A 17746-nucleotide genomic window follows, 5' to 3' on the forward strand; every position below is an offset into this window, starting at 1 on the left:
GACAACCATTTGACCAGAGGTCTGTGAGTGAGCTTTTCTTTTGATCTCTACACCCAACGCAGTCCTTTCGGATAATGATTTTTCAACTGCCCCTCCGACTGCTTGCCCCAGCCGATGGAAAAGCCGTCGACAGCGACCAGTGTCCAGCCGTTCGCCCCGTCCCGGGCGAGTGCTTCGCCTTTTAAATAGCGCAACAGGTCAGGATCGTCAGCACTGTAGTCGGCTACGCGAGCAGCTTCGGCCGGCGTGATGGAGAGCGCGAGCGCGTGCGCAGGCTCCAGCCGATTTTTTTTCACCGTACCGAGATGCAAGCCGACGCGGGCGACCTTGAGCTTGTCCCAGTCCATCCCGGGAATGGGCGAGTAGTATAGCTGCTCGCCAAACAGGACAAAGGCGGATTCGTCGGCAAACTCGTCTGCGAGCTGCGGAATCGCTTCCTTGACAAAAGTGCGCCAGGCAGCCAGCGCTTCCTTGCGTCCGGCGGGAGCAGCGGCTTTGGCGGTTCGTTTTTCCTTGCGCTTGCCAGCCGCTGAGATTGGCTCGCTGTCCGCGTCGGCGCTCTTTTGCAGCTTGGCGAGGTAGTGGCCTTCGCCTTGCAGTCGATGCGGCCACAGGCGCGCTGTATCGCGGAGCTGTTCGCAGGCAGGGGTTGCCCAGTTTGGTTGACCGGGAGCGAACCATTCCGGCTGCGGCAGCGGGACAATCGTAAACTCCGGATGCCGGGCCAGGAAATCGACGAGAGTCTGTTCGTTTTCCAGCGGAGCGAACGTGCAGGTAGAGTAGACGAGCGTTCCACCCGGCTTTAGCATGGCGCTGGCGGCGTCGAGAATATCTTGCTGCATCAGGTGGCATTCCGTCACTTTGTTCGGCGACCAGTCTTCCACGGCTTCCGGCAGCTTGCGGAACATTCCTTCGCCGGAGCACGGAGCATCGACGAGAATTTTGTCGAAAAACTGTGGAAAACGCTCCTGCAGCCGCTCGGGCGTCTCGTTTGTCACGACCGCGTTTTTCACGCCGCAGCGTTCCAGGTTTTCCGCCAACGCCTTCACGCGAACCGGGTGAATCTCGTTGGCAACGAGCAAGCCTTCGCCGTTCAGGGCCGCAGCGAGCTGTGTGGACTTGCCGCCGGGAGCCGCACACAGGTCGAGGATGCGCTCGCCTGGCTTGGCGTCGAGCGCTTCGGCAGCAGACATGGCGCTTGGCTCTTGCAAGTAGTACAAGCCCGCGGCGTGAAACGGGTGCTTGCCGGGACGGTCTTGCTCTTTGTAGCGAAAACCGTTTGCGCACCAGGCAACCGGTTCCAGCGCAAACGGAGAGAGGGAAAGAAACTGCTCACGCGCGACCTTGAGCGGATTGACCCGCAAGCCGTGCGTGACGGGCTGGTCGTAGGAAGCGATGAACGCTTCGTATTCCTGCTCCAGCAAGCGTTTCATACGTTCCGTGAAAAGTTCTGGTAGATTTTGTGTCATAAACGCCTCCGTTGTCAAATTTGGCCGCATATAAAAGGAAAAGCCAGAATGATGGCGAATCATAGAAGATGAGGTGAGAGCTTGTTATGAAGGGGACCCGTGCAGAACGATACCGCTCCCGGCGGAGGAACGACTCGGAAGTCAGCCGGTTTTGGATCATGGGGTTGCTTTTCTCACTGCTGGTGCTCGCTTTTGAATTCTTCATCGAAATTCCCGCCGATGCAGACTGGCTTGTCGATATGGAGATGGCCTTGTTCTCAGCCAGCTTTACGTTGCTCGCCTTTTACCTGCTCGGGCTAACCTTTGCCTTTTCCCGCCACCAAAAGGCAGGGAAGATCAATCACCAGATCATCATCTATGTATGGTTGGGAGCGATCTTGTTTCACCTTTTCCTGCTCATCAGCAATTTATCCAATCAGCATGTGTACAAAGCAGGAATCATTTTATTTTTAGGGCCTTTGTTTTTAACTGTCTACCATTTTATCACGTACTTGTCCGCTTTGCGCGAGGAGCGTAAGGAGCAGGAGGCGGCCACAGCTGCTTCACTGGAACGGACGGCCTACCAGATGATTCTGGAGGGCGGCAGGGTGTACAGCGAAATCACCCGGTTAAAAACAGAGTATCCGGAAGTGGATCAGATGCTTCGCGCCAACGACTTTTACGATAGATTGGAGCGTTACGCCCTGGAGATGCAGCAGTATTTGCAGGTGAAAAGCTTTGAGCGCAAAGACGTGGAGTTGTTGGAGGGGCACTACTATTTCTTGGAAAATTTGCTGAGTCTCGCGAAGCAGCACCCGGGGATTGTCGAATCCCGCGTGTATTCGCGTCGGGGAGACAAGTAGAGAAAAAGGAGAGGGAAACGGATGTTTTGGAAAAAGGACAAAGGACTTGCGGCAAAAGAGACAGCGGCGACAGCAGTGACACCCTTGGCAACAGAGAACACAGCACAACAGCAAGACGCGTGGAAAACCGAGTTGCTCGGACTGTATGAACAGATGGGAGCGATCATTTCCCAGCACAACGAGGTAAATGCCCAGCATGACGGTCTTGCCCGTCTGGCTACCCAAATGAAAAACGTCGTGGAGAAAATCCAGGCTGTTAACGAAAAAGACGATGAGTCTGCCAACCAGCTCTCCGTGCGCGGAGAACGGCTGACTGTCATCTGCAAGGAATCGGTGGAGCGCGCGGAGGCCGGGAAAAAGGCGATGACCGAAGTGGTCGAGGTCATGAGCCAGCTGGAAAAAGAATCGGTGAACACATCCCGCTCGATGAGCCGGCTGGAAGAACGCTCCTCGGAGATTACGAGCATCGTCAAGGTTATCAGCGATATTGCCAACCAGACGAATTTGCTCGCGCTCAATGCCGCGATTGAGGCGGCGCGTGCGGGCGAGCAAGGACGAGGCTTCGCAGTCGTGGCGGATGAGGTGCGCAAACTGGCGGAAATGACAGCGAGCTCAACCAAAACGATTGCCGAACTGATCGGCAAAATCCAGGAGGAAACAAAAGAAGCGCTCGCCAACAGCGAGAAGAGCGGCAATGCGATCAAGAACGGACTGTCGATCAGCAAGGAGGCGTCCGAGAAAATGGACGGAATCGTCCGCGCATTCCACGAAGTCAACAGCGAAGTGGCAGGCGTCATGGAGATTATCCAGCAGCAAAAGCGCTTTGCCGACGAGGTTTCCAGCCAGGTCAATGAAGCGCGCAGCCTGTTGGACGACTTGAGCGACAATTTGATCGGACACGTAAAAGAAGCAGGCGTCGTCGATCAGCTTTTGCAGAAAACCGTGACGGAAGTCAAAAAAGTATTGTCCTAATATCATTTTTTCGCGATAAAGTGAAACGGAAAGTCCCTCGCCACAGTCTTTATGGGTGAGGGACTTTTTTTGATTCCACAACCAGAACTTCGCCAAAAAAGGGCGGCAACGCAAGCTGGCTAACGCGCCTTCACTACCGATTACGCAGTGATATTACTATCAGATGATTGCAAAAATAACACGCGCCCTCCTGATTCGTTTGCAGAAAAGCGGAGTTCAGGGTGATTTGTCGCGCATAATCTGGTATCATTTACATATTAATACAAAAGTTAAGTCAGTTTAAACAATTGAAATGGAGGAGTTTTTCTTCAGGACAGGGGGATGACATGGTCAGAAAAATCAGCGTTTTGCTCCTTTTGATGACGGCCATCGCCGTAAGCACCTTTTTACCCGGCCCGGCTTTTGCTTCCGATGCTGTGCCCCTTTGGCAAAAGCCCGTTGAAAAAGAAACTACCAGCAAGCCAAACGGCGCGATACACAAAAAACGAGAGTTTGTGTTTGGCGACGGAGATGTGTATTGGAGCCAGCAAATCAGCGGCAAGAAAAATGCAAAGCCATACGTGATTACGATACCGATTCAGGGCAAAAGCCAGAACATGATGTTTCGCTACCGGGCGTACAACGACGCGAAGCAGGCCTATTGGAAATCTGTGACGCTGGATCAGGTCAAGGAGCTGCCGCTTGCTTCCGGGTTCGTTGAAACAGAGGGACGATACATTTGGCTCGGGGAGCCCATCGTCTATGTCCATAAAGGGAGAGGCACCATTGAAGAACAGAAAGAGCTGGCGCTGCCGATCCAGGTCAAGAAAAACGCGAGCGGCGTCGTTCTGGAAATCAGGCTGCCGATCAAGGCGGGCTATGTAAGCGAGATGTGGGCGCTGGAATCGAGGGAACCACTCGTGCCGTGGGGCGAGCAGTCGATTGACCAAATCTGGCTTGCGCTCGATGTCACGCAAAACGCAAAGTGGCTGTATGACGGCTACTACTACAAAAGCCCCTCGACCTACGAGCCTACTTCCGCAAACGCCTATTGGCGAATTCCCGAAAATTACGTCTTGCGCTCCTTTTTGTACACGGGAGGCAGCAGGGCCGCACGCAACATGGGCTATGTGATGTTGAAAACAAGCCTGCTCCAGCAAGAGCCGGAGGGGTACTGGAAGTCGCTGCCCCGCTCGCTGTGGCTGAGCGAGGACTACGGCATTCCCGATGGCTTTTACGATACGCGCTTTAACACGGGAGCAGCAGACTTGATGCTGCGCGGATGCGCCCAGTACACGGAAGAGTTGTTCTGCCAGTCGGCGCAAAAATACCGGACGTATTTTCACAAGCATGCAGCGAGCAACCATTACGTCGTGAACGGGATACAGACGGGCTGGCTCGTGGCTGATTACGCTTCAGCGAAAAATCCCGCCGCCCGGACACACGTTTCGCTCAACCACCAGTTGGCCGAAATCAATTTCTTGTACAGCAGCTACCTGCAATTTGGCAATCAGGAAGACAAAGACCTGGCAGACGTGATGCTTGCGGGAGTTGTCAATCTGGGCACCCGCTGGCTGTTGGCAAACGGCGATTTACACTACGCTTATTTTCCCGACGGCACATTCGGGAGAGCGGACTACCCGTACCTGACCTACAACGATCTGGTCGAAACCCAGCGTCTGTACCGCCTGCTTTACGGAACAGAGGAGCCGACGATTGCCCAGCTTGCAGCGAGCAAGCTCGCCTGGATGCAAAAAAACAACGTCGCCTACAAATAAAAAGAAAAGGCTGCCGGATCGCTCGGTCCAGCAGCCTTTTGACGTAGAAAAGATCAGTTGCTTTGCTGTTGCTTCCGCAGGGCAAACAACGTCAAAAAGCTGACCGCCTCCTGCAGCTCCACGCTCAAGCGTCCCGCAATATCCGGGGTAATCCCTTCCTTGTACACCGGCTCCTCCGCGAGCAGCGCGAAGCCGTTTTCTGTGGCCAGCTGCTTCGCTTCCCATGGCATCATCGTGTTTTGAATCGTGTTTTCCTCGTACAGCCGCCGATAGCTGTGGGCGCGCGGTCCTGCTGTCGGACCCAGAATGCCAAGGACGAGAATGCCTCCCGGCGCGAGTACGCGGCGCAGCTCCAGCAACGCTTTCAAGGGAGCGGGCGTAAATTCCACTACGTTAATGGACATCACGCCTGCAAACGTACCATCTGCGAACGGCAGCCTGCCAATATCTGCTGTCTGGAAATGAACATTTTCCGGGAAATGCTGTTTCCGCTCCTGGGCAAGACGAATCATTTCCCCGGCAATGTCAACCCCTTCTACCGTATAGCCATGCCTGGCCAGCTTGCAGCTTGCATAGCCGTCCCCACACCCCGCATCCAGAATCGGTCCCTGTTCAGGGGAGACGTGCCGCATGAAAAAGGGGAGAATCGTGCTGCGGCTGCCTTTTTCCCACATCTGCTCACTTCGCTTGTGCCAGTCGGCGGCAAAAGAATCCCACTGCCTGGCTGCCTCTTGACTCCATTGACCTGACAACTGCCCCACCTCCTGCTCGGATTTGCTCTGCCTATATTCTACCAAGCGGGCGCTCAGTTGCGCACTTTTATCAGTGAAAGCGTTTGAGCGTTTTCGCGTTATTCCGTGTTCTTGCACGAGGAAGCGCTTCCAATGTAATCTCAAGGTAACGACAAAATAATCCCAATTCATAAAAGAGTAACAATAATGAAAAAATGATGAAAGCGGAGGGGTAAACAAATGAGCAACACCGATTTTTTCCCGATTCAGGACTGGGACTATGTGGAATTTTATGTAGGAAACGCCAAGCAGGCGATGCATTACTTCACAAAAGCGTTCGGCTTTGAGCCAGTCGCGTATGCCGGGCTGGAAACAGGCTCGCGCGAAAAGGTTTCCTACGTGTTGAAGCAAAAGCACATGACTTTTGTCGTCAGCGGCGCTCTGACGCCTGAACACCCAATCGCCGAATTTGTGAAAAAGCACGGCGATGGAGTGAAAGACGTTGCCCTGCGCGTGGACGACTGTGAGCAAGCGTACCGCGAAGCGGTTTCCCGCGGTGCGATCCCGATCATGGAGCCGACTGAGTACACAGATGAATTTGGCACCGTGAAAAAAGCGGTGATCGGCACATACGGCGATAACATTCACTCTTTCATCGAGCGGAAAAACTACAACGGTCCGTTTTTGCCCGGCTATACCGCCTACGAATCTCAGGTAAAAGGCGAGAGCACCGGACTGATCGGTATCGACCACATCGTGGGCAACGTGGAAGTCATGGACGAATGGGTGGGCTACTACCAGCGGGTCATGGGCTTCACGGCTGTGCAAAACTTCAGCGAGGACGACATTTCCACCGAGTATTCCGCGCTCATGTCCAAAGTGATGCAAAACGGCACAGGCCGCATCAAGTTCCCGATCAACGAACCGGCGGAAGGCCGCCGCAAATCGCAAATTCAGGAGTTCCTCGATTTTTACAAAGGACCAGGCGTGCAGCACATCGCGATTTTGACGAACGATATTATCGAAACCGTCTCGAAACTGCGTGATAACGGCGTAGACTTCCTCTCCGTACCGGACACCTACTACGAAGACTTGAAGGAGCGCGTGGGCGAAATCGACGAGGACATCGAAGCGTTGAAAAAGCTCGGCGTCCTGGTCGACAGAGACGATGAAGGCTACCTGCTGCAACTGTTCAGCAAGCCTATCGTAGACCGTCCGACGCTGTTCATCGAAATCATCCAGCGCAAAGGGGCACGCGGCTTTGGCAACGGCAACTTCAAGGCGCTGTTCGAAGCGCTGGAGCGCGAGCAGGCGCGCCGCGGCAACCTGTAACGAAGGGATTCATACACTCAACATCTGAAAAGCCGTCTGTTGTGCGTCTTGGGTACAACAGACGGCTTTTTCACGTGCAGCGGGACGAAAGCCAAAAGGCTGCCAGCTTGAGCGTTCATGCTTCCGGCAGCCACTGAGACATATTCTGCCTACTCTGACAATTTGCTTGACCACTTCTTTGCCTGCTATAGATAATGAAGCAAAGGGCCGCCGATTTTCAAGCTGGCCAAAAAACGTGTGCGAAGAAGGTGAGCCGATGAATATGTCCTTGATGATCCCGCTCGCGGAGCGGACGGCTGTTTTGATCGTAGCCGCCTTGCTGTTTACGCGGGTGCGGGCTTTCCGCAGCATCTTGAACCAGCGGGCGACCTGGCGGGAAAAGGCCGTCATGGTGCTTATTTTTTCTGCGATCTCGATTCTCGGGACGTACAACGGCATCTGGTACCAGGACGCAATCGCCAATTCCCGCGTCATCGGCACGGTAGTAGCCGGACTGCTCGCAGGCCCCTGGGTCGGGCTGATGACGGGCCTTGTCGCAGGGATTCACCGCTATTCGCTGGGCGGCTTTACCGATCTGGCCTGCACGATCTCCACGATCAGCGAAGGGGTCATGGCCGGGCTGATTTACCAGTTTCGCCGCAACCGCAATCAGGAGATCGGCTGGACGACCGCGCTGGTCGTAGGCTTTTTGGCGGAATGGATGCAGATGGGCATTATTTTGCTCGTAGCCCGGCCTTACGAGGAGGCGCTGGCACTCGTGCAATCGATCAGCTTCCCGATGTCTGTCGTCAACTCGCTTGGCATCGCCATCCTGATTATCATTATTGATCTGGTGAAAAAAGAAGAGGACCGGATCGGCGCGCTCCAGGCGCAGCGGACCATGCAGGTCGCAGACAAGACACTGTCCTATTTGCGCGAAGGCTTGAACTATGAATCGGCGAAAAAGGTAGCGGAGGAAATTTTGCGCACGACACGGGTCGCTGCTGTCGCGATTACCGATACGCGCTGCGTGCTTGCCCACGTCGGCGCGGGCTCGTCGCATCACGTGGTAGGAGAAGGCATTTCCACGAAGGCGACCAGGGAAGTGCTGGAGAGCAAAAAGCTGATGATCGCCCGGACAAAAGAGGAGATCGGCTGCATGGAGGCAAACTGCCCCTTGCGCTATGCGATTATCGTGCCGCTGATGCGCAGGCGGGAGGTCGCAGGCGTGCTCAAGCTGTATCAGGATCGGTCGCGCATGCTCTCGGCAGTCGATCTGGAGCTGGTGCGCGGCTTGGGCAATCTGATTTCTACCCAACTGGAGCTGGCCGAGCTGGAAAAGCAGTCACGGCTGCTTGCCGACGCGGAAATCAAAGCGCTGCACGCGCAGATCAACCCGCATTTTTTGTTCAATGCGCTCAATACGATTGTGTCCTTCATCCGCTTTCGGCCAGAGCAGGCGCGTGAACTTTTGATCCACCTTGGCGAGTATTTTCGCCGCAACCTGCACGATTCCGGCGGCTATGTCAGCCTGGCTGGCGAGCTGGAGCACATCGAGGCGTATTTGGCGATTGAACGGGCCCGCTTTGGCGAAAAGCTGCGTGTGGAATACGACATTGAGCCTGGCGTGGAGCGGTACACCGTGCCCGGCCTGATTCTTCAGCCGCTCGTGGAAAATGCGGTCAAGCACGGACTGCTCCCCAAGCGCGAAGGGGGCACGGTCAAGATTCGCGCGAGAAAAGTCCAGCACGATACGCTTGAGCTGACAGTGGCAGACGACGGGGTCGGGATGGACACAGACCCGTTTGTGCCCGCCCAGACGCAAAAAAGCGATCGGCGGCGTCTGTCCGGAATCGGCTTGTCCAACGTGAAAAACAGGCTCGCTTCGATTTACGGCGAGCCGTATGGAATCGTCATCGAGAGCAGCGCGGGGAATGGGACGACGTGTACGATACAATTGCCAATAGGAGTGAGTAGCAGTGCTAAAAGTGTTCATCGTGGATGATGAGGCACCGGCGCGGGAGGAATTGCGCTATTTGCTTGCGCAGTTTCCCGATGTGTCGGTAATCGGGGAAGCGGAAAGCGGAGAAGAAGCCATTGAAGCCGTCATGCAGCTGGAACCGGATGCGGTCTTCCTGGACATCCACTTGCAGGATCGGGATGGCGTCGACGTAGGCCAGGAGCTTCTGGAGTCGATGGTGCAGCCGCCTGTCATCATTTTCGCGAGCGCCTATGAAATCCATGCGGTTCGCGCCTTTGAAACAGAAGCGGTCGATTACATCGTCAAGCCGTTTAGCGAGACGCGGCTGGAAAAGACGATGAATCGCGTCCGCAAGCTGCTGCACGCGCAAAAAGCGCGAGCCGAGCCAGCGCGCTTTTCCGAGGAACAGTTGCAAAGCCTGCTGCAAACGCTCCTGGCCGATCAGCAGCCGCGCCGTGTCCCTGTGGAAAAAAACGGGAAAATCATGCTGATCGACCCGAACGAAATCGTCTTCGCCACCTTGGAAGGGCGGTACGCGAGCATTTACACCGACTGCGAGCAGTACGCCACCAGCTTTACGCTGCAGGAGCTGGAGAGCCGCCTGTCGCGCCAGCAGTTTTTCCGGACGCACCGGGCGTTTATCGTCAATTTGGCGAAAACGGCTGAGCTGGTTCCGTGGTTCAAAGGCTCGATTCATCTTGTGATGCAGGACAGCCGCAAGACAGAGGTGCCCGTCAGCCGCAACGTTGTGAAGGAGCTGAAAAAGCGGCTGGGCTTTTAGCCGGGGCGGATTTTTTTCGTTCGCGCTGCGCATGCGTTTTCCCGGCCCCGGCCGGAAGCCTTTTGCCGATGCCAAAAAACCCGTCTTTCGCACAGAGAGTTTGTGCTGGTTGACGGGCTTTTTGCTTTGCAGGGCGGTGACAGCATTGTATGCGATCTCACTCAAACGGTTATGTTGCATCTCGTGCTTGTTTTTGTACCGTTCAGCCATTTTTTGTTTTGGCCATGCCCTCCTTCGTGATACCTTGTGGTAAGGTAAATTGCCTGAATTTTTAATTTTTAAATGGAAGCGAAAAAGGAGGCGAATTGAATGAAAAAATGGCTTCTCTCCCTCCTGATTTGGGGCGGGATTGCCGCTTTGGGCGCGGTTGGCTTTGGCATCATCGCGCTCAATCGAGGAGAGTCGGTCAACTCGTTCTGGTTGCTGACTGCGGCATTTTGCACTTATGCTGTTGCTTACCGTTTTTACAGCCGTTTTATTGCCAGAAAAATTATGGGGCTGGATGACAATCGGGCCACACCTGCAGAAGTAAACAACGATGGAAAAGACTTTGTGCCGACGAACAAATGGATTTTGTTCGGGCATCACTTCGCCGCGATTGCCGGAGCGGGGCCGCTGGTAGGCCCGACCTTGGCGGCCCAGATGGGGTATTTGCCGGGGACGATCTGGATTATCGTCGGGGTCGTGCTCGGTGGAGCGGTGCAGGACTTCGTCATTTTGTTCGGCTCGATGCGCCGCAACGGGAAGTCGCTGGGACAGATCGCCAAGGAAGAGATCGGTCCGGTTGGCGGCGTGCTCGCCCTGGTCGGAATCATTGCGATTATGGTCATTTTGATTGCGGTTTTGGCGATGGTCGTTGTCAACGCTCTCGCGGAGTCTCCGTGGGCCACCTTTACGATTTTCATGACGCTGCCGATTGCTGTGTTGATGGGGCTGTACATGCGCTACATTCGTCCGGGACGGGTCATGGAAGGATCGTTGATCGGGCTGGCGCTCCTGTTCTTCTCCCTCTGGCTGGGCCAGCTTGTCGCGGCTTCGCCAACGTGGGGCCCTGCATTTACGTTTAGCAAAGTACAGCTTGCGTGGATGATTATCATTTACGGCTTTATCGCTTCGGTTTTGCCTGTCTGGCTGCTGTTGGCGCCGCGCGATTACCTCAGCTCGTTTTTGAAGGTCGGAACGATTGGCGTGCTGGCCGTGGGAATCGTGCTGACGCTGCCGCCGCTGCACATGCCGGCCCTGACCAAGTTCATTGATGGGACGGGTCCTGTGTTTGCGGGCAACTTGTTCCCGTTCTTGTTCATTACGATTGCCTGCGGGGCGGTATCCGGCTTCCACGCGCTCGTCTCGTCCGGCACGACACCGAAGATGATTGCAAAAGAATCGCATGCGCCGCTGATCGGCTACGGCGGGATGCTGATGGAGTCCGGCGTGGCGATCATGGCGATGATTGCGGCATGTGTCCTCACGCCAGGCGTTTACTTTGCGATCAACTCTCCTGCCGCCGCCATTGGGGTGGACGCTGCGGCGGCCGCCGCGACGATCAACAGCTGGGGCTTTACGGTCACGCCTGACCAGTTGACCACGCTCGCGAATGACATTCAGGAAAAGACCATTCTCTCCCGAACAGGCGGGGCTCCGTCGCTGGCAATCGGGATGGCGACGATTTTCTCCGGCATTTTGGGCGGAAAAGCGCTGATGGCGTTCTGGTACCACTTCGCGATTTTGTTTGAAGCCGTATTCATTTTGACCACGATTGATGCAGGAACCCGCGTAGGGCGCTTCATGGTGCAAGACATGCTCGGCAACGTGATCCCGAAAATGAAGCAGGTCAACTGGCTGCCGGGGAACCTGATCGGCTCGGCGATCATTACGCTTGGCTGGGGCTACTTCCTATTGCAAGGGGTCATGGACCCGCTCGGCGGCATTTACACCTTGTGGCCGCTGTTCGGTATCGCCAACCAGATGCTTGCCGCAATTGCTTTCACTGTCGGTACGACCTTGATTTTCAAAATGGGCAAGGCTGCTTATTCGTGGGTCACGCTCGTTCCGATGGCCTGGCTGACGACGGCTACGCTTACCGCAGGCTGGCAAAAGCTGTTCCATGCTGATCCGAAAATCGGCTTCCTCGCCCATGCGGACGCTTTCCAAAAGGCACTGGATGCCGGCACGCTGCCAAACGGGGTAAAAACGGTGGAGGCCGCGCAAAAAATGATCCTGAACGACCAGATTGACGCAGCGGTGTGCGCAATCTTCATGGTCATCACCATCGGCATCATCCTCGACGGAGCGCGGGTGTGGATCAACATCCTGCGCGGTAGACAGTACCCGTTGCACGAGTCGCCGTACATCCAGTCCAAGGGGCCTGTCATCGACGAGAAAGGACACCATGTCGCATGAAACGTAAGCTAAGAGAGATGCGCAAGGCGCTGCGGCGTGTCAGCTCAGCGATCAAAACGGTTTTCGGCATGCCTGACTACGACCGCTACCTGCAACACTGGTACGAAAAGCATGGGGCCCCAGGCATTTTCCCGATGACCGAGCGCGAGTATTACATGTACGCCTTGCGCGAACGGTTTGAAAAAGGCGGAGTGACGCGCTGCTGCTAGTTCGTTTCCCAAAAGAGGGTGCCACGACTGTCATTGGCTGACGGTCAGGCACCCTTTTTCACGGGTGGAACAAAAATTCAGGCCAACCCGCATGCTTTGCCTGTGGTGTAACCGCAGGTAAAGTATGGTACACTAAAAAGAAAGTCAAGTTTTAGGTGGCGATATGCGTGCAAGCATCAACTCTGGCGGCGCTAAAAGAGCTGGCTCTGCAATGCGCCCGTTCAGCGGGTGAGCTGAGTCTGAAACGAATGAAAGAACCTTTTACCGTCGAATATAAGACGTCTGCCTCCGATCTTGTTACGGCTGTAGATAAAGAAGTGGAGAAGCATGTCGTCGGCATGATTTTGCAGCGGTTTCCCGATCACGGGATTTTGGGGGAAGAGAGGACCTTTGCGGAAGACCCAGCCAAGTACGAAACGCTGTGGGTCATTGACCCGATTGATGGTACGACCAACTTTGTGCATCAGCAGATCAATTTTTCCGTTTCGATTGCCGTTTACCATAAGGGAGAGGGCCTCGTCGGAGCAGTCTACGATCCATCGCGCGATGAGCTATTTTACGCGGTAAAAGGCGAGGGAGCGTATCTGAATGACCGTCCGCTGCGCCTGGACCGCACAGTCAGCCTGGAAGAAGCGCTGTTGTGCACGAGTGTGTTTTGGAACAAGCGTGCTGAGCAGATGGGCATTGATCTGATCGTGAAAAAGCTCGCCGGAAAAGTGCGCGGAATGCGCCTTCTCGGCAGTGCCGCGCTGGAGATGGCGTACGTTGCGGCCGGAAGACTGGATGGCTACGTGAGCCTTTCGCTCAATGCATGGGATTTCGGGGCTGGACGAATCATTGTGGAAGAAGCGGGCGGTCGGGTGACGACCATGACGGGCACCCCGCTGCCTTACGACCAAAAAAGCAGCGTAATGGCCTGCAACCCGACTTTTTATGAGGAACTGCAGCATTACCTGAAATCCGAAAATATGGATGTACCATCGTAAAACGAAGAGACACCCAATCAAAACCTGCTGGACATGGGCATCCGGCAGGTTTTCCTTTTTGGCAGGGCAAAATGGCGCGGGATGGCCGCCAGGTGCATATGCTATAACAGCATAGCCAGGCGACGAAGCGCAACGGCGCCTGACACGAAGTCGGCTTGTCCCAAAAGGAGGGATAAACATGACGCTGATCGGGGAAAGTGTCCAGTTGATCTTGCAGCACCAGGCGAGCACCGGAGCGTATATGGCTTCGCCCGGTTTTGCGAACTATCAATATGCGTGGCTGCGGGACGGAACGTTTACAGCATACGCGATGAATCGGACAGGCGAGCATGAGAGCGCCCGCAAGTTTTACCGCTGGTGCGATTTTGTGATTCGAAAGCATGAGGCAAAGGCAAGAGCGGCCATTGCAGCAGCGAAGACAGGCGATGCGGACAAGAACCACTTCTTGCATACGCGCTTTACCGCAGAGGGCGAAGAAGTGGCAGGCGAATGGGGCAGCTTTCAGCTCGATGGCTACGGGACATGGCTGTGGGGGCTGGCGGAGCACGTGCGGATGAGCGGGGAGCATGATTTGATCCAGCAATTGAAGCCTTCGATTGAGCTGACGATTGATTACGTCGCAGCGTGCTGGCAGCTCCCCAACTTTGATTGCTGGGAAGAGGGCGGAGATCGAATCCACCCGGTAACGCTGGGCGCGATTTGCGGCGGGATCAAAGCGATGGAGTCGTTCTTGCCTGAGCGCGCTTTCGAGCTGGCCCGGCTGGCCGAGACGATCCGCCAGTTCATCCGGGAGCATGGCACAGCGGACGGGCGGTTTATCAAATCAGTCGGCGACCAGGCAGTGGATGCCAGTTTGCTCTGGCTGGCTTTGCCGTACGGGGTGGTCGCGGTGGATGATCCGCTCATGCAAAAGACGGTGCAAGCAATCGAGACGGAGCTGCGTGCGGGATATGGCGTGCATCGCTACGCTGCCGATACGTATTACGGCGGGGGACAGTGGCTGCTGTTAACCGCCTGGTTGGGCTGGTACTACGTGCGTACAGGCAGGTGGGAGGAAGCAGAAAAAATGCTCGGGTGGATCGCTTCCCAGCACCAGCCGGGCGGCTTTCCGGAGCAGGTGCAGGAGCATTTGCTGTCACCCGGACATTATGGATTGTGGGTCGCAAAAGAAGGCAAACCAGCCCTGCCGCTGCTTTGGTCGCATGCGATGTTTCTGGTTTTGGCAGCGGAGCTTGGTGTATGCTGATGTAAATTTCTTCGAGAGTATGACGACCTTCTTCAAAATATTGAAGTGCTAAGATTTTAATCTCTGCTGAAAGTGATTTTTAAGCATATAAAAACTCCCCATTTGATAAACAGATTATATTTTTTAATCTGTCTACCTAATGGGGAGCATATCATTGTACGGCATTCTTGCGTTTTGATTGTAGAAAACACTTTTTTCGGACAACACCTGTTCAAGGCAGACTGTCCGGTATCAGTCGTAAAGAAAAATTACTTTTATGACCAATCAGTCATTTTTCAGCAGCAGTTGAATAGCCCTTATGAGTAACGCTCCCCCGAATATTACCATTATAATTAATCCGATAATATTCAGAATGATCACTGGCAATTCAAGAAAATCCAAATCACTTCCTACCTGCAACATTGTGAACACAAATCCAATTAAAAAGGCTAAGAAGACTGAAATTGTCTTTTCCACGACGTGACACCACCTTCTATACTATTAAAGGTATGTCTATCATACTTTCGTACACTACAAATTACCACCTAATAGAAATTCTTTCATTTGCAGTTCTTTGAACGGGTTTGACAAATGGGCCATCAAACGTTACATAAGCATAAACATTCATGTTATGAGTTGAGTAATTGGTTGGAGTTTTGTAAATTGCTCCACCTTTAACTGTAACAACTTCTTCTTGTAAGTTGCCATAAATACTATAAATCCATTTTCCGTAATCATCACTGTCGTCTGTTAAATCAAGATCAGTCCAGTTTTGAGAAAATTGATATGCGTAAGAAAAGGAACCTCCCCCTTTCATATCAAATCCCAAGCCACCGGAGTGGGACGTGCTACCAGATTTACCCGTATTTACGGGTTCGTGGTCTAACATAACGTATGGTGTTCTACTTGAATCTTTTGGCTCAGCTCTTAACTCAACTTCATAGACTTGGTAATCAGCATCGTAGTCATCGTTACTCCTAGCAAGCTGTGCTCCTGGATTAACTTGTGCATTCAAGTAGGCTGACATGTAATGTCCTTTGTCTGATGAATCAAGGCTAACTGCTTTTGAAACTTGGTAATTAAGGCGTATCTTACCATAAGGTGGATAAATTTTAGCTGTCTGATTCCAATCAACGCTTTTCCAATCATACTCTCCCGTTGCTGCTGCAAGTGAAAATCTGTTTTCCTGTGCAGTTTCATCATCCGTATCATCTTCTTCTAAGAATTCTAGGTGATCTGTCATCGAATCTAAAATGGTAGTTTGAAGTACTATCTTTTTATCCTTCTTTTTTTCTTTCTTATAAGCATCTATATCAACAAAAATCTCGTCTTTACCAGACACTTTGACTCCGTTTTTATTTTTCCCTACCCAATAGAGTAAAACATCAGTCTCTTTATCTTCAGGTTCTTTAATACCAATTACTAATTTGTAGTCATCTGCTAGCTCAGTTAACTCTTCTTTTTCTTTAAAATCAACAATCACTACATCAGCGGCTGAACCTTTCTTAAATGCCTTTAACTTTTTTCCTGGATTATCTAGCTCTAGGTTATAGTCTTCCAAGGCACTAATCTTATTAATAGCCTGTTTTGAAAAAATCAAAACTACTACTATTTAGGATCTCGACGCTTTTAGAATCCTTTGCATGTAAAGCTTGTGTGCTAGATGTCAGCAAGAGCGCAGTCACAATAAAAGCAGATACTGTACGAAACTTGCTCATAGAAACTCTCTCCTTTTTGGTAATTTTATACACAAAATATATTATGCAATTAAGTTGTATGTCAATAGTTGTTTTTGATGTATTTTTTTTCTATTTTATCAACATTCTTATGGAAGTTACTGAAACGATGAGGAAATACTCCCTTTTTTAATGTCACCGCCGAGATATAATTGACCCAGGTTCGCCGGAAAGAAAATGACCCACCCTTAGCGAATATATCCCCTTCGGTATTAACCGCCAAGTTAATTTTCGGAGGGAGACACATGCTAAGGAGTGGGATAGTGATATCGTTACATACCATGAGGGCAGAAGGCAAGAGTATTCGTGAAATTGCCCGTCTAACGGGGCATTCTCGAAATACAGTTCGCCGATATCTCCGGGGTGAATTCATTCCCGAAAAGGGAACCCGTAAATCTCGTGGTTCCAAGCTTGATCCATTCAAACCGTTCCTGCAGGAACGGCTTCAAGAAGGTATCTACAACTGCGAGGTTTTATTCGATCTTCTACGAGAAAAGGGCTATACCGGGGTACGTACCATCTTGAAAGACTATGTGAAGGATTTCCGTCCTCCCAAACAGCTTCCCGCTGTTCTTCGTTACGAGACAAAACCCGGTGAATACGCACAGGTCGACTGGGGACTGTGTGATTACGTAGATTTGGACGGTACCGTCCGAAAAGTGCCGGTATTTGTCATGGTACTGGGGTACTCTCGTTCCACCTATATCGAGTTCACGAAGCGTTGTGACATTCACAGCTTTCTTCGTTGCTTGATTCATGCCTTTGAATATTTTGGAGGTATCCCAAAAGTCATGCTGACCGACCAGATGAAAACCGTCGTACTGGGCATGGGAGATGATCGAAAACCTCGCTGGCATCCGCTTTTTGCCGACTTTGCCGCAGCGATTGGACTGGTTCCAAAAGTATGCAAAGTTCGCCGCCCCGAAACAAAGGGAAAAGTGGAACGAGGCGTTCAATACGTAAAAAACAATTTTCTTCCTGGCAAACGCTTCGTTGATTTACAGGATCTCAATCAACAAGCCCTACACTGGTGCGAGCGGATTAACCGCCGTATTCATGGAACAACTGGCGACCGCCCCTTTGACCGACTCCGTGAGGAAAATCTGTCGCCCATCCCTTCAACTGAACGGTGGGAAAAATACTTACATGAACCAAGAAAGGTCAGCCGAGACGGATTTGTTAGCTACGATGGTGTATGATATGGCGTTCCATGGAGGTACAGTGGACGTGAGAGTACCGTTCGCGAAGTGAATGGGTGGGTGGAAATCTGGGCCGACGGCACATGTATTGCTCGACATCAAAAGGTCTATCGATCCCGCACCACTGTTTTTTGCGAAAACCAGTAC

General features: G+C 52.9%; 15 protein-coding genes and 1 pseudogene. 11 read left to right on the forward strand and 5 right to left on the reverse strand.

The features are described 5' to 3' along the window. Positions 1–47: 47 nt before the first annotated feature. Positions 48–1469 carry an RsmB/NOP family class I SAM-dependent RNA methyltransferase gene (locus EDM57_RS19985; RefSeq protein ID WP_122906455.1) on the reverse strand — a complete coding sequence of 474 codons (1422 nt, stop codon included), beginning with the start codon at positions 1467–1469 and terminating at the stop codon, positions 48–50. A gap of 86 nt (positions 1470–1555) precedes the next feature. On the opposite strand from EDM57_RS19985, the gene EDM57_RS19990 reads away from it, so the two are divergent. From EDM57_RS19990 to EDM57_RS20000, 3 genes are all read left to right on the forward strand, one after another. Beyond that, a complete protein-coding gene (locus tag EDM57_RS19990; protein ID WP_122906456.1) occupies positions 1556–2311 on the forward strand; it encodes a hypothetical protein in 756 nt (251 codons plus the stop codon). A 21-nt stretch (positions 2312–2332) separates the two neighbouring features. Further along, on the forward strand, positions 2333–3283 hold the full coding sequence (locus EDM57_RS23945) for a methyl-accepting chemotaxis protein (RefSeq protein WP_122906457.1): 951 nt from the start codon (positions 2333–2335) through the stop codon (positions 3281–3283). A 326-nt stretch (positions 3284–3609) separates the two neighbouring features. After that, positions 3610–5040 (forward strand): hypothetical protein, encoded by a 1431-nt coding sequence (locus tag EDM57_RS20000; RefSeq protein ID WP_122906458.1) that lies wholly within the window; start codon positions 3610–3612, stop codon positions 5038–5040. Between the two features lie 53 nt (positions 5041–5093). Here the strand turns inward: EDM57_RS20000 and EDM57_RS20005 are convergent, their stop codons facing one another. Continuing rightward, positions 5094–5792, reverse strand: coding sequence for a class I SAM-dependent methyltransferase (locus tag EDM57_RS20005; protein ID WP_122906459.1), 699 nt, complete (start codon positions 5790–5792; stop codon positions 5094–5096). Between the two features lie 219 nt (positions 5793–6011). Between EDM57_RS20005 and hppD the strand changes: the two genes are divergently transcribed. The 7 genes from hppD to EDM57_RS20040 all read left to right on the forward strand — a co-directional run bounded on the left by hppD (position 6012) and on the right by EDM57_RS20040 (position 14685). Next, on the forward strand, positions 6012–7103 hold the full coding sequence (gene hppD / locus EDM57_RS20010) for a 4-hydroxyphenylpyruvate dioxygenase (protein ID WP_122906460.1): 1092 nt from the start codon (positions 6012–6014) through the stop codon (positions 7101–7103). Between the two features lie 256 nt (positions 7104–7359). Next, on the forward strand, positions 7360–9087 hold the full coding sequence (locus EDM57_RS20015; protein WP_122906461.1) for a sensor histidine kinase: 1728 nt from the start codon (positions 7360–7362) through the stop codon (positions 9085–9087). Beyond that, entirely contained in the window at positions 9062–9844 is a 783-nt protein-coding gene (locus EDM57_RS20020) for a LytR/AlgR family response regulator transcription factor (protein ID WP_122906462.1), read from the forward strand. The genes EDM57_RS20015 and EDM57_RS20020 overlap by 26 nt, the downstream gene beginning before the upstream one ends. Positions 9845–10153: 309 nt before the next feature. Then, complete coding sequence (locus tag EDM57_RS20025; protein WP_122906463.1) at positions 10154–12244, forward strand: carbon starvation CstA family protein; 2091 nt, start codon at positions 10154–10156, stop codon at positions 12242–12244. Further along, positions 12241–12453: a CstA-like transporter-associated (seleno)protein gene (locus EDM57_RS20030; protein WP_122906464.1), complete on the forward strand. Its 213-nt coding sequence runs from the start codon at positions 12241–12243 to the stop codon at positions 12451–12453. The genes EDM57_RS20025 and EDM57_RS20030 overlap by 4 nt, the downstream gene beginning before the upstream one ends. Positions 12454–12620: 167 nt before the next feature. Next, entirely contained in the window at positions 12621–13439 is an 819-nt protein-coding gene (locus tag EDM57_RS20035; protein ID WP_122906465.1) for an inositol monophosphatase family protein, read from the forward strand. Positions 13440–13617: 178 nt separating this feature from the next. Beyond that, positions 13618–14685, forward strand: coding sequence for a glycoside hydrolase family 15 protein (locus tag EDM57_RS20040; protein WP_122906466.1), 1068 nt, complete (start codon positions 13618–13620; stop codon positions 14683–14685). A gap of 264 nt (positions 14686–14949) precedes the next feature. Here the strand turns inward: EDM57_RS20040 and EDM57_RS20045 are convergent, their stop codons facing one another. The 3 genes from EDM57_RS20045 to EDM57_RS23470 all read right to left on the reverse strand — a co-directional run bounded on the left by EDM57_RS20045 (position 14950) and on the right by EDM57_RS23470 (position 16382). Then, positions 14950–15141 carry a hypothetical protein gene (locus EDM57_RS20045; protein ID WP_122906467.1) on the reverse strand — a complete coding sequence of 64 codons (192 nt, stop codon included), beginning with the start codon at positions 15139–15141 and terminating at the stop codon, positions 14950–14952. Between the two features lie 61 nt (positions 15142–15202). Continuing rightward, on the reverse strand, positions 15203–16225 hold the full coding sequence (locus EDM57_RS20050; protein WP_148039128.1) for a hypothetical protein: 1023 nt from the start codon (positions 16223–16225) through the stop codon (positions 15203–15205). 13 nt (positions 16226–16238) lie between these two features. After that, complete coding sequence (locus tag EDM57_RS23470; RefSeq protein ID WP_170163484.1) at positions 16239–16382, reverse strand: hypothetical protein; 144 nt, start codon at positions 16380–16382, stop codon at positions 16239–16241. Positions 16383–16645: 263 nt separating this feature from the next. Between EDM57_RS23470 and istA the strand changes: the two are divergent. Continuing rightward, positions 16646–17746: pseudogene (gene istA, locus EDM57_RS20055) on the forward strand (IS21 family transposase); the annotation flags it as partial.

The sequence above is a fragment of the Brevibacillus gelatini genome (assembly GCF_003710935.1).
In the GTDB taxonomy this organism is placed as follows: domain Bacteria; phylum Bacillota; class Bacilli; order Brevibacillales; family Brevibacillaceae; genus Brevibacillus; species Brevibacillus gelatini.

Bases quoted from the DNA above. Each gene is read 5' to 3' on its own strand.
- EDM57_RS19985 (WP_122906455.1), bottom strand. From the start codon at position 1,469: ATGACACAAAATCTACCAGAACTTTTCACGGAACGTATGAAACGCTTG.
- EDM57_RS19990 (WP_122906456.1), top strand. From the start codon at position 1,556: ATGAAGGGGACCCGTGCAGAACGATACCGCTCCCGGCGGAGGAACGAC.
- EDM57_RS23945 (WP_122906457.1), top strand. From the start codon at position 2,333: ATGTTTTGGAAAAAGGACAAAGGACTTGCGGCAAAAGAGACAGCGGCG.
- EDM57_RS20000 (WP_122906458.1), top strand. From the start codon at position 3,610: ATGGTCAGAAAAATCAGCGTTTTGCTCCTTTTGATGACGGCCATCGCC.
- hppD (WP_122906460.1), top strand. From the start codon at position 6,012: ATGAGCAACACCGATTTTTTCCCGATTCAGGACTGGGACTATGTGGAA.
- EDM57_RS20015 (WP_122906461.1), top strand. From the start codon at position 7,360: ATGAATATGTCCTTGATGATCCCGCTCGCGGAGCGGACGGCTGTTTTG.
- EDM57_RS20025 (WP_122906463.1), top strand. From the start codon at position 10,154: ATGAAAAAATGGCTTCTCTCCCTCCTGATTTGGGGCGGGATTGCCGCT.
- EDM57_RS20030 (WP_122906464.1), top strand. From the start codon at position 12,241: ATGAAACGTAAGCTAAGAGAGATGCGCAAGGCGCTGCGGCGTGTCAGC.
- EDM57_RS20040 (WP_122906466.1), top strand. From the start codon at position 13,618: ATGACGCTGATCGGGGAAAGTGTCCAGTTGATCTTGCAGCACCAGGCG.
- EDM57_RS23470 (WP_170163484.1), bottom strand. From the start codon at position 16,382: ATGAGCAAGTTTCGTACAGTATCTGCTTTTATTGTGACTGCGCTCTTG.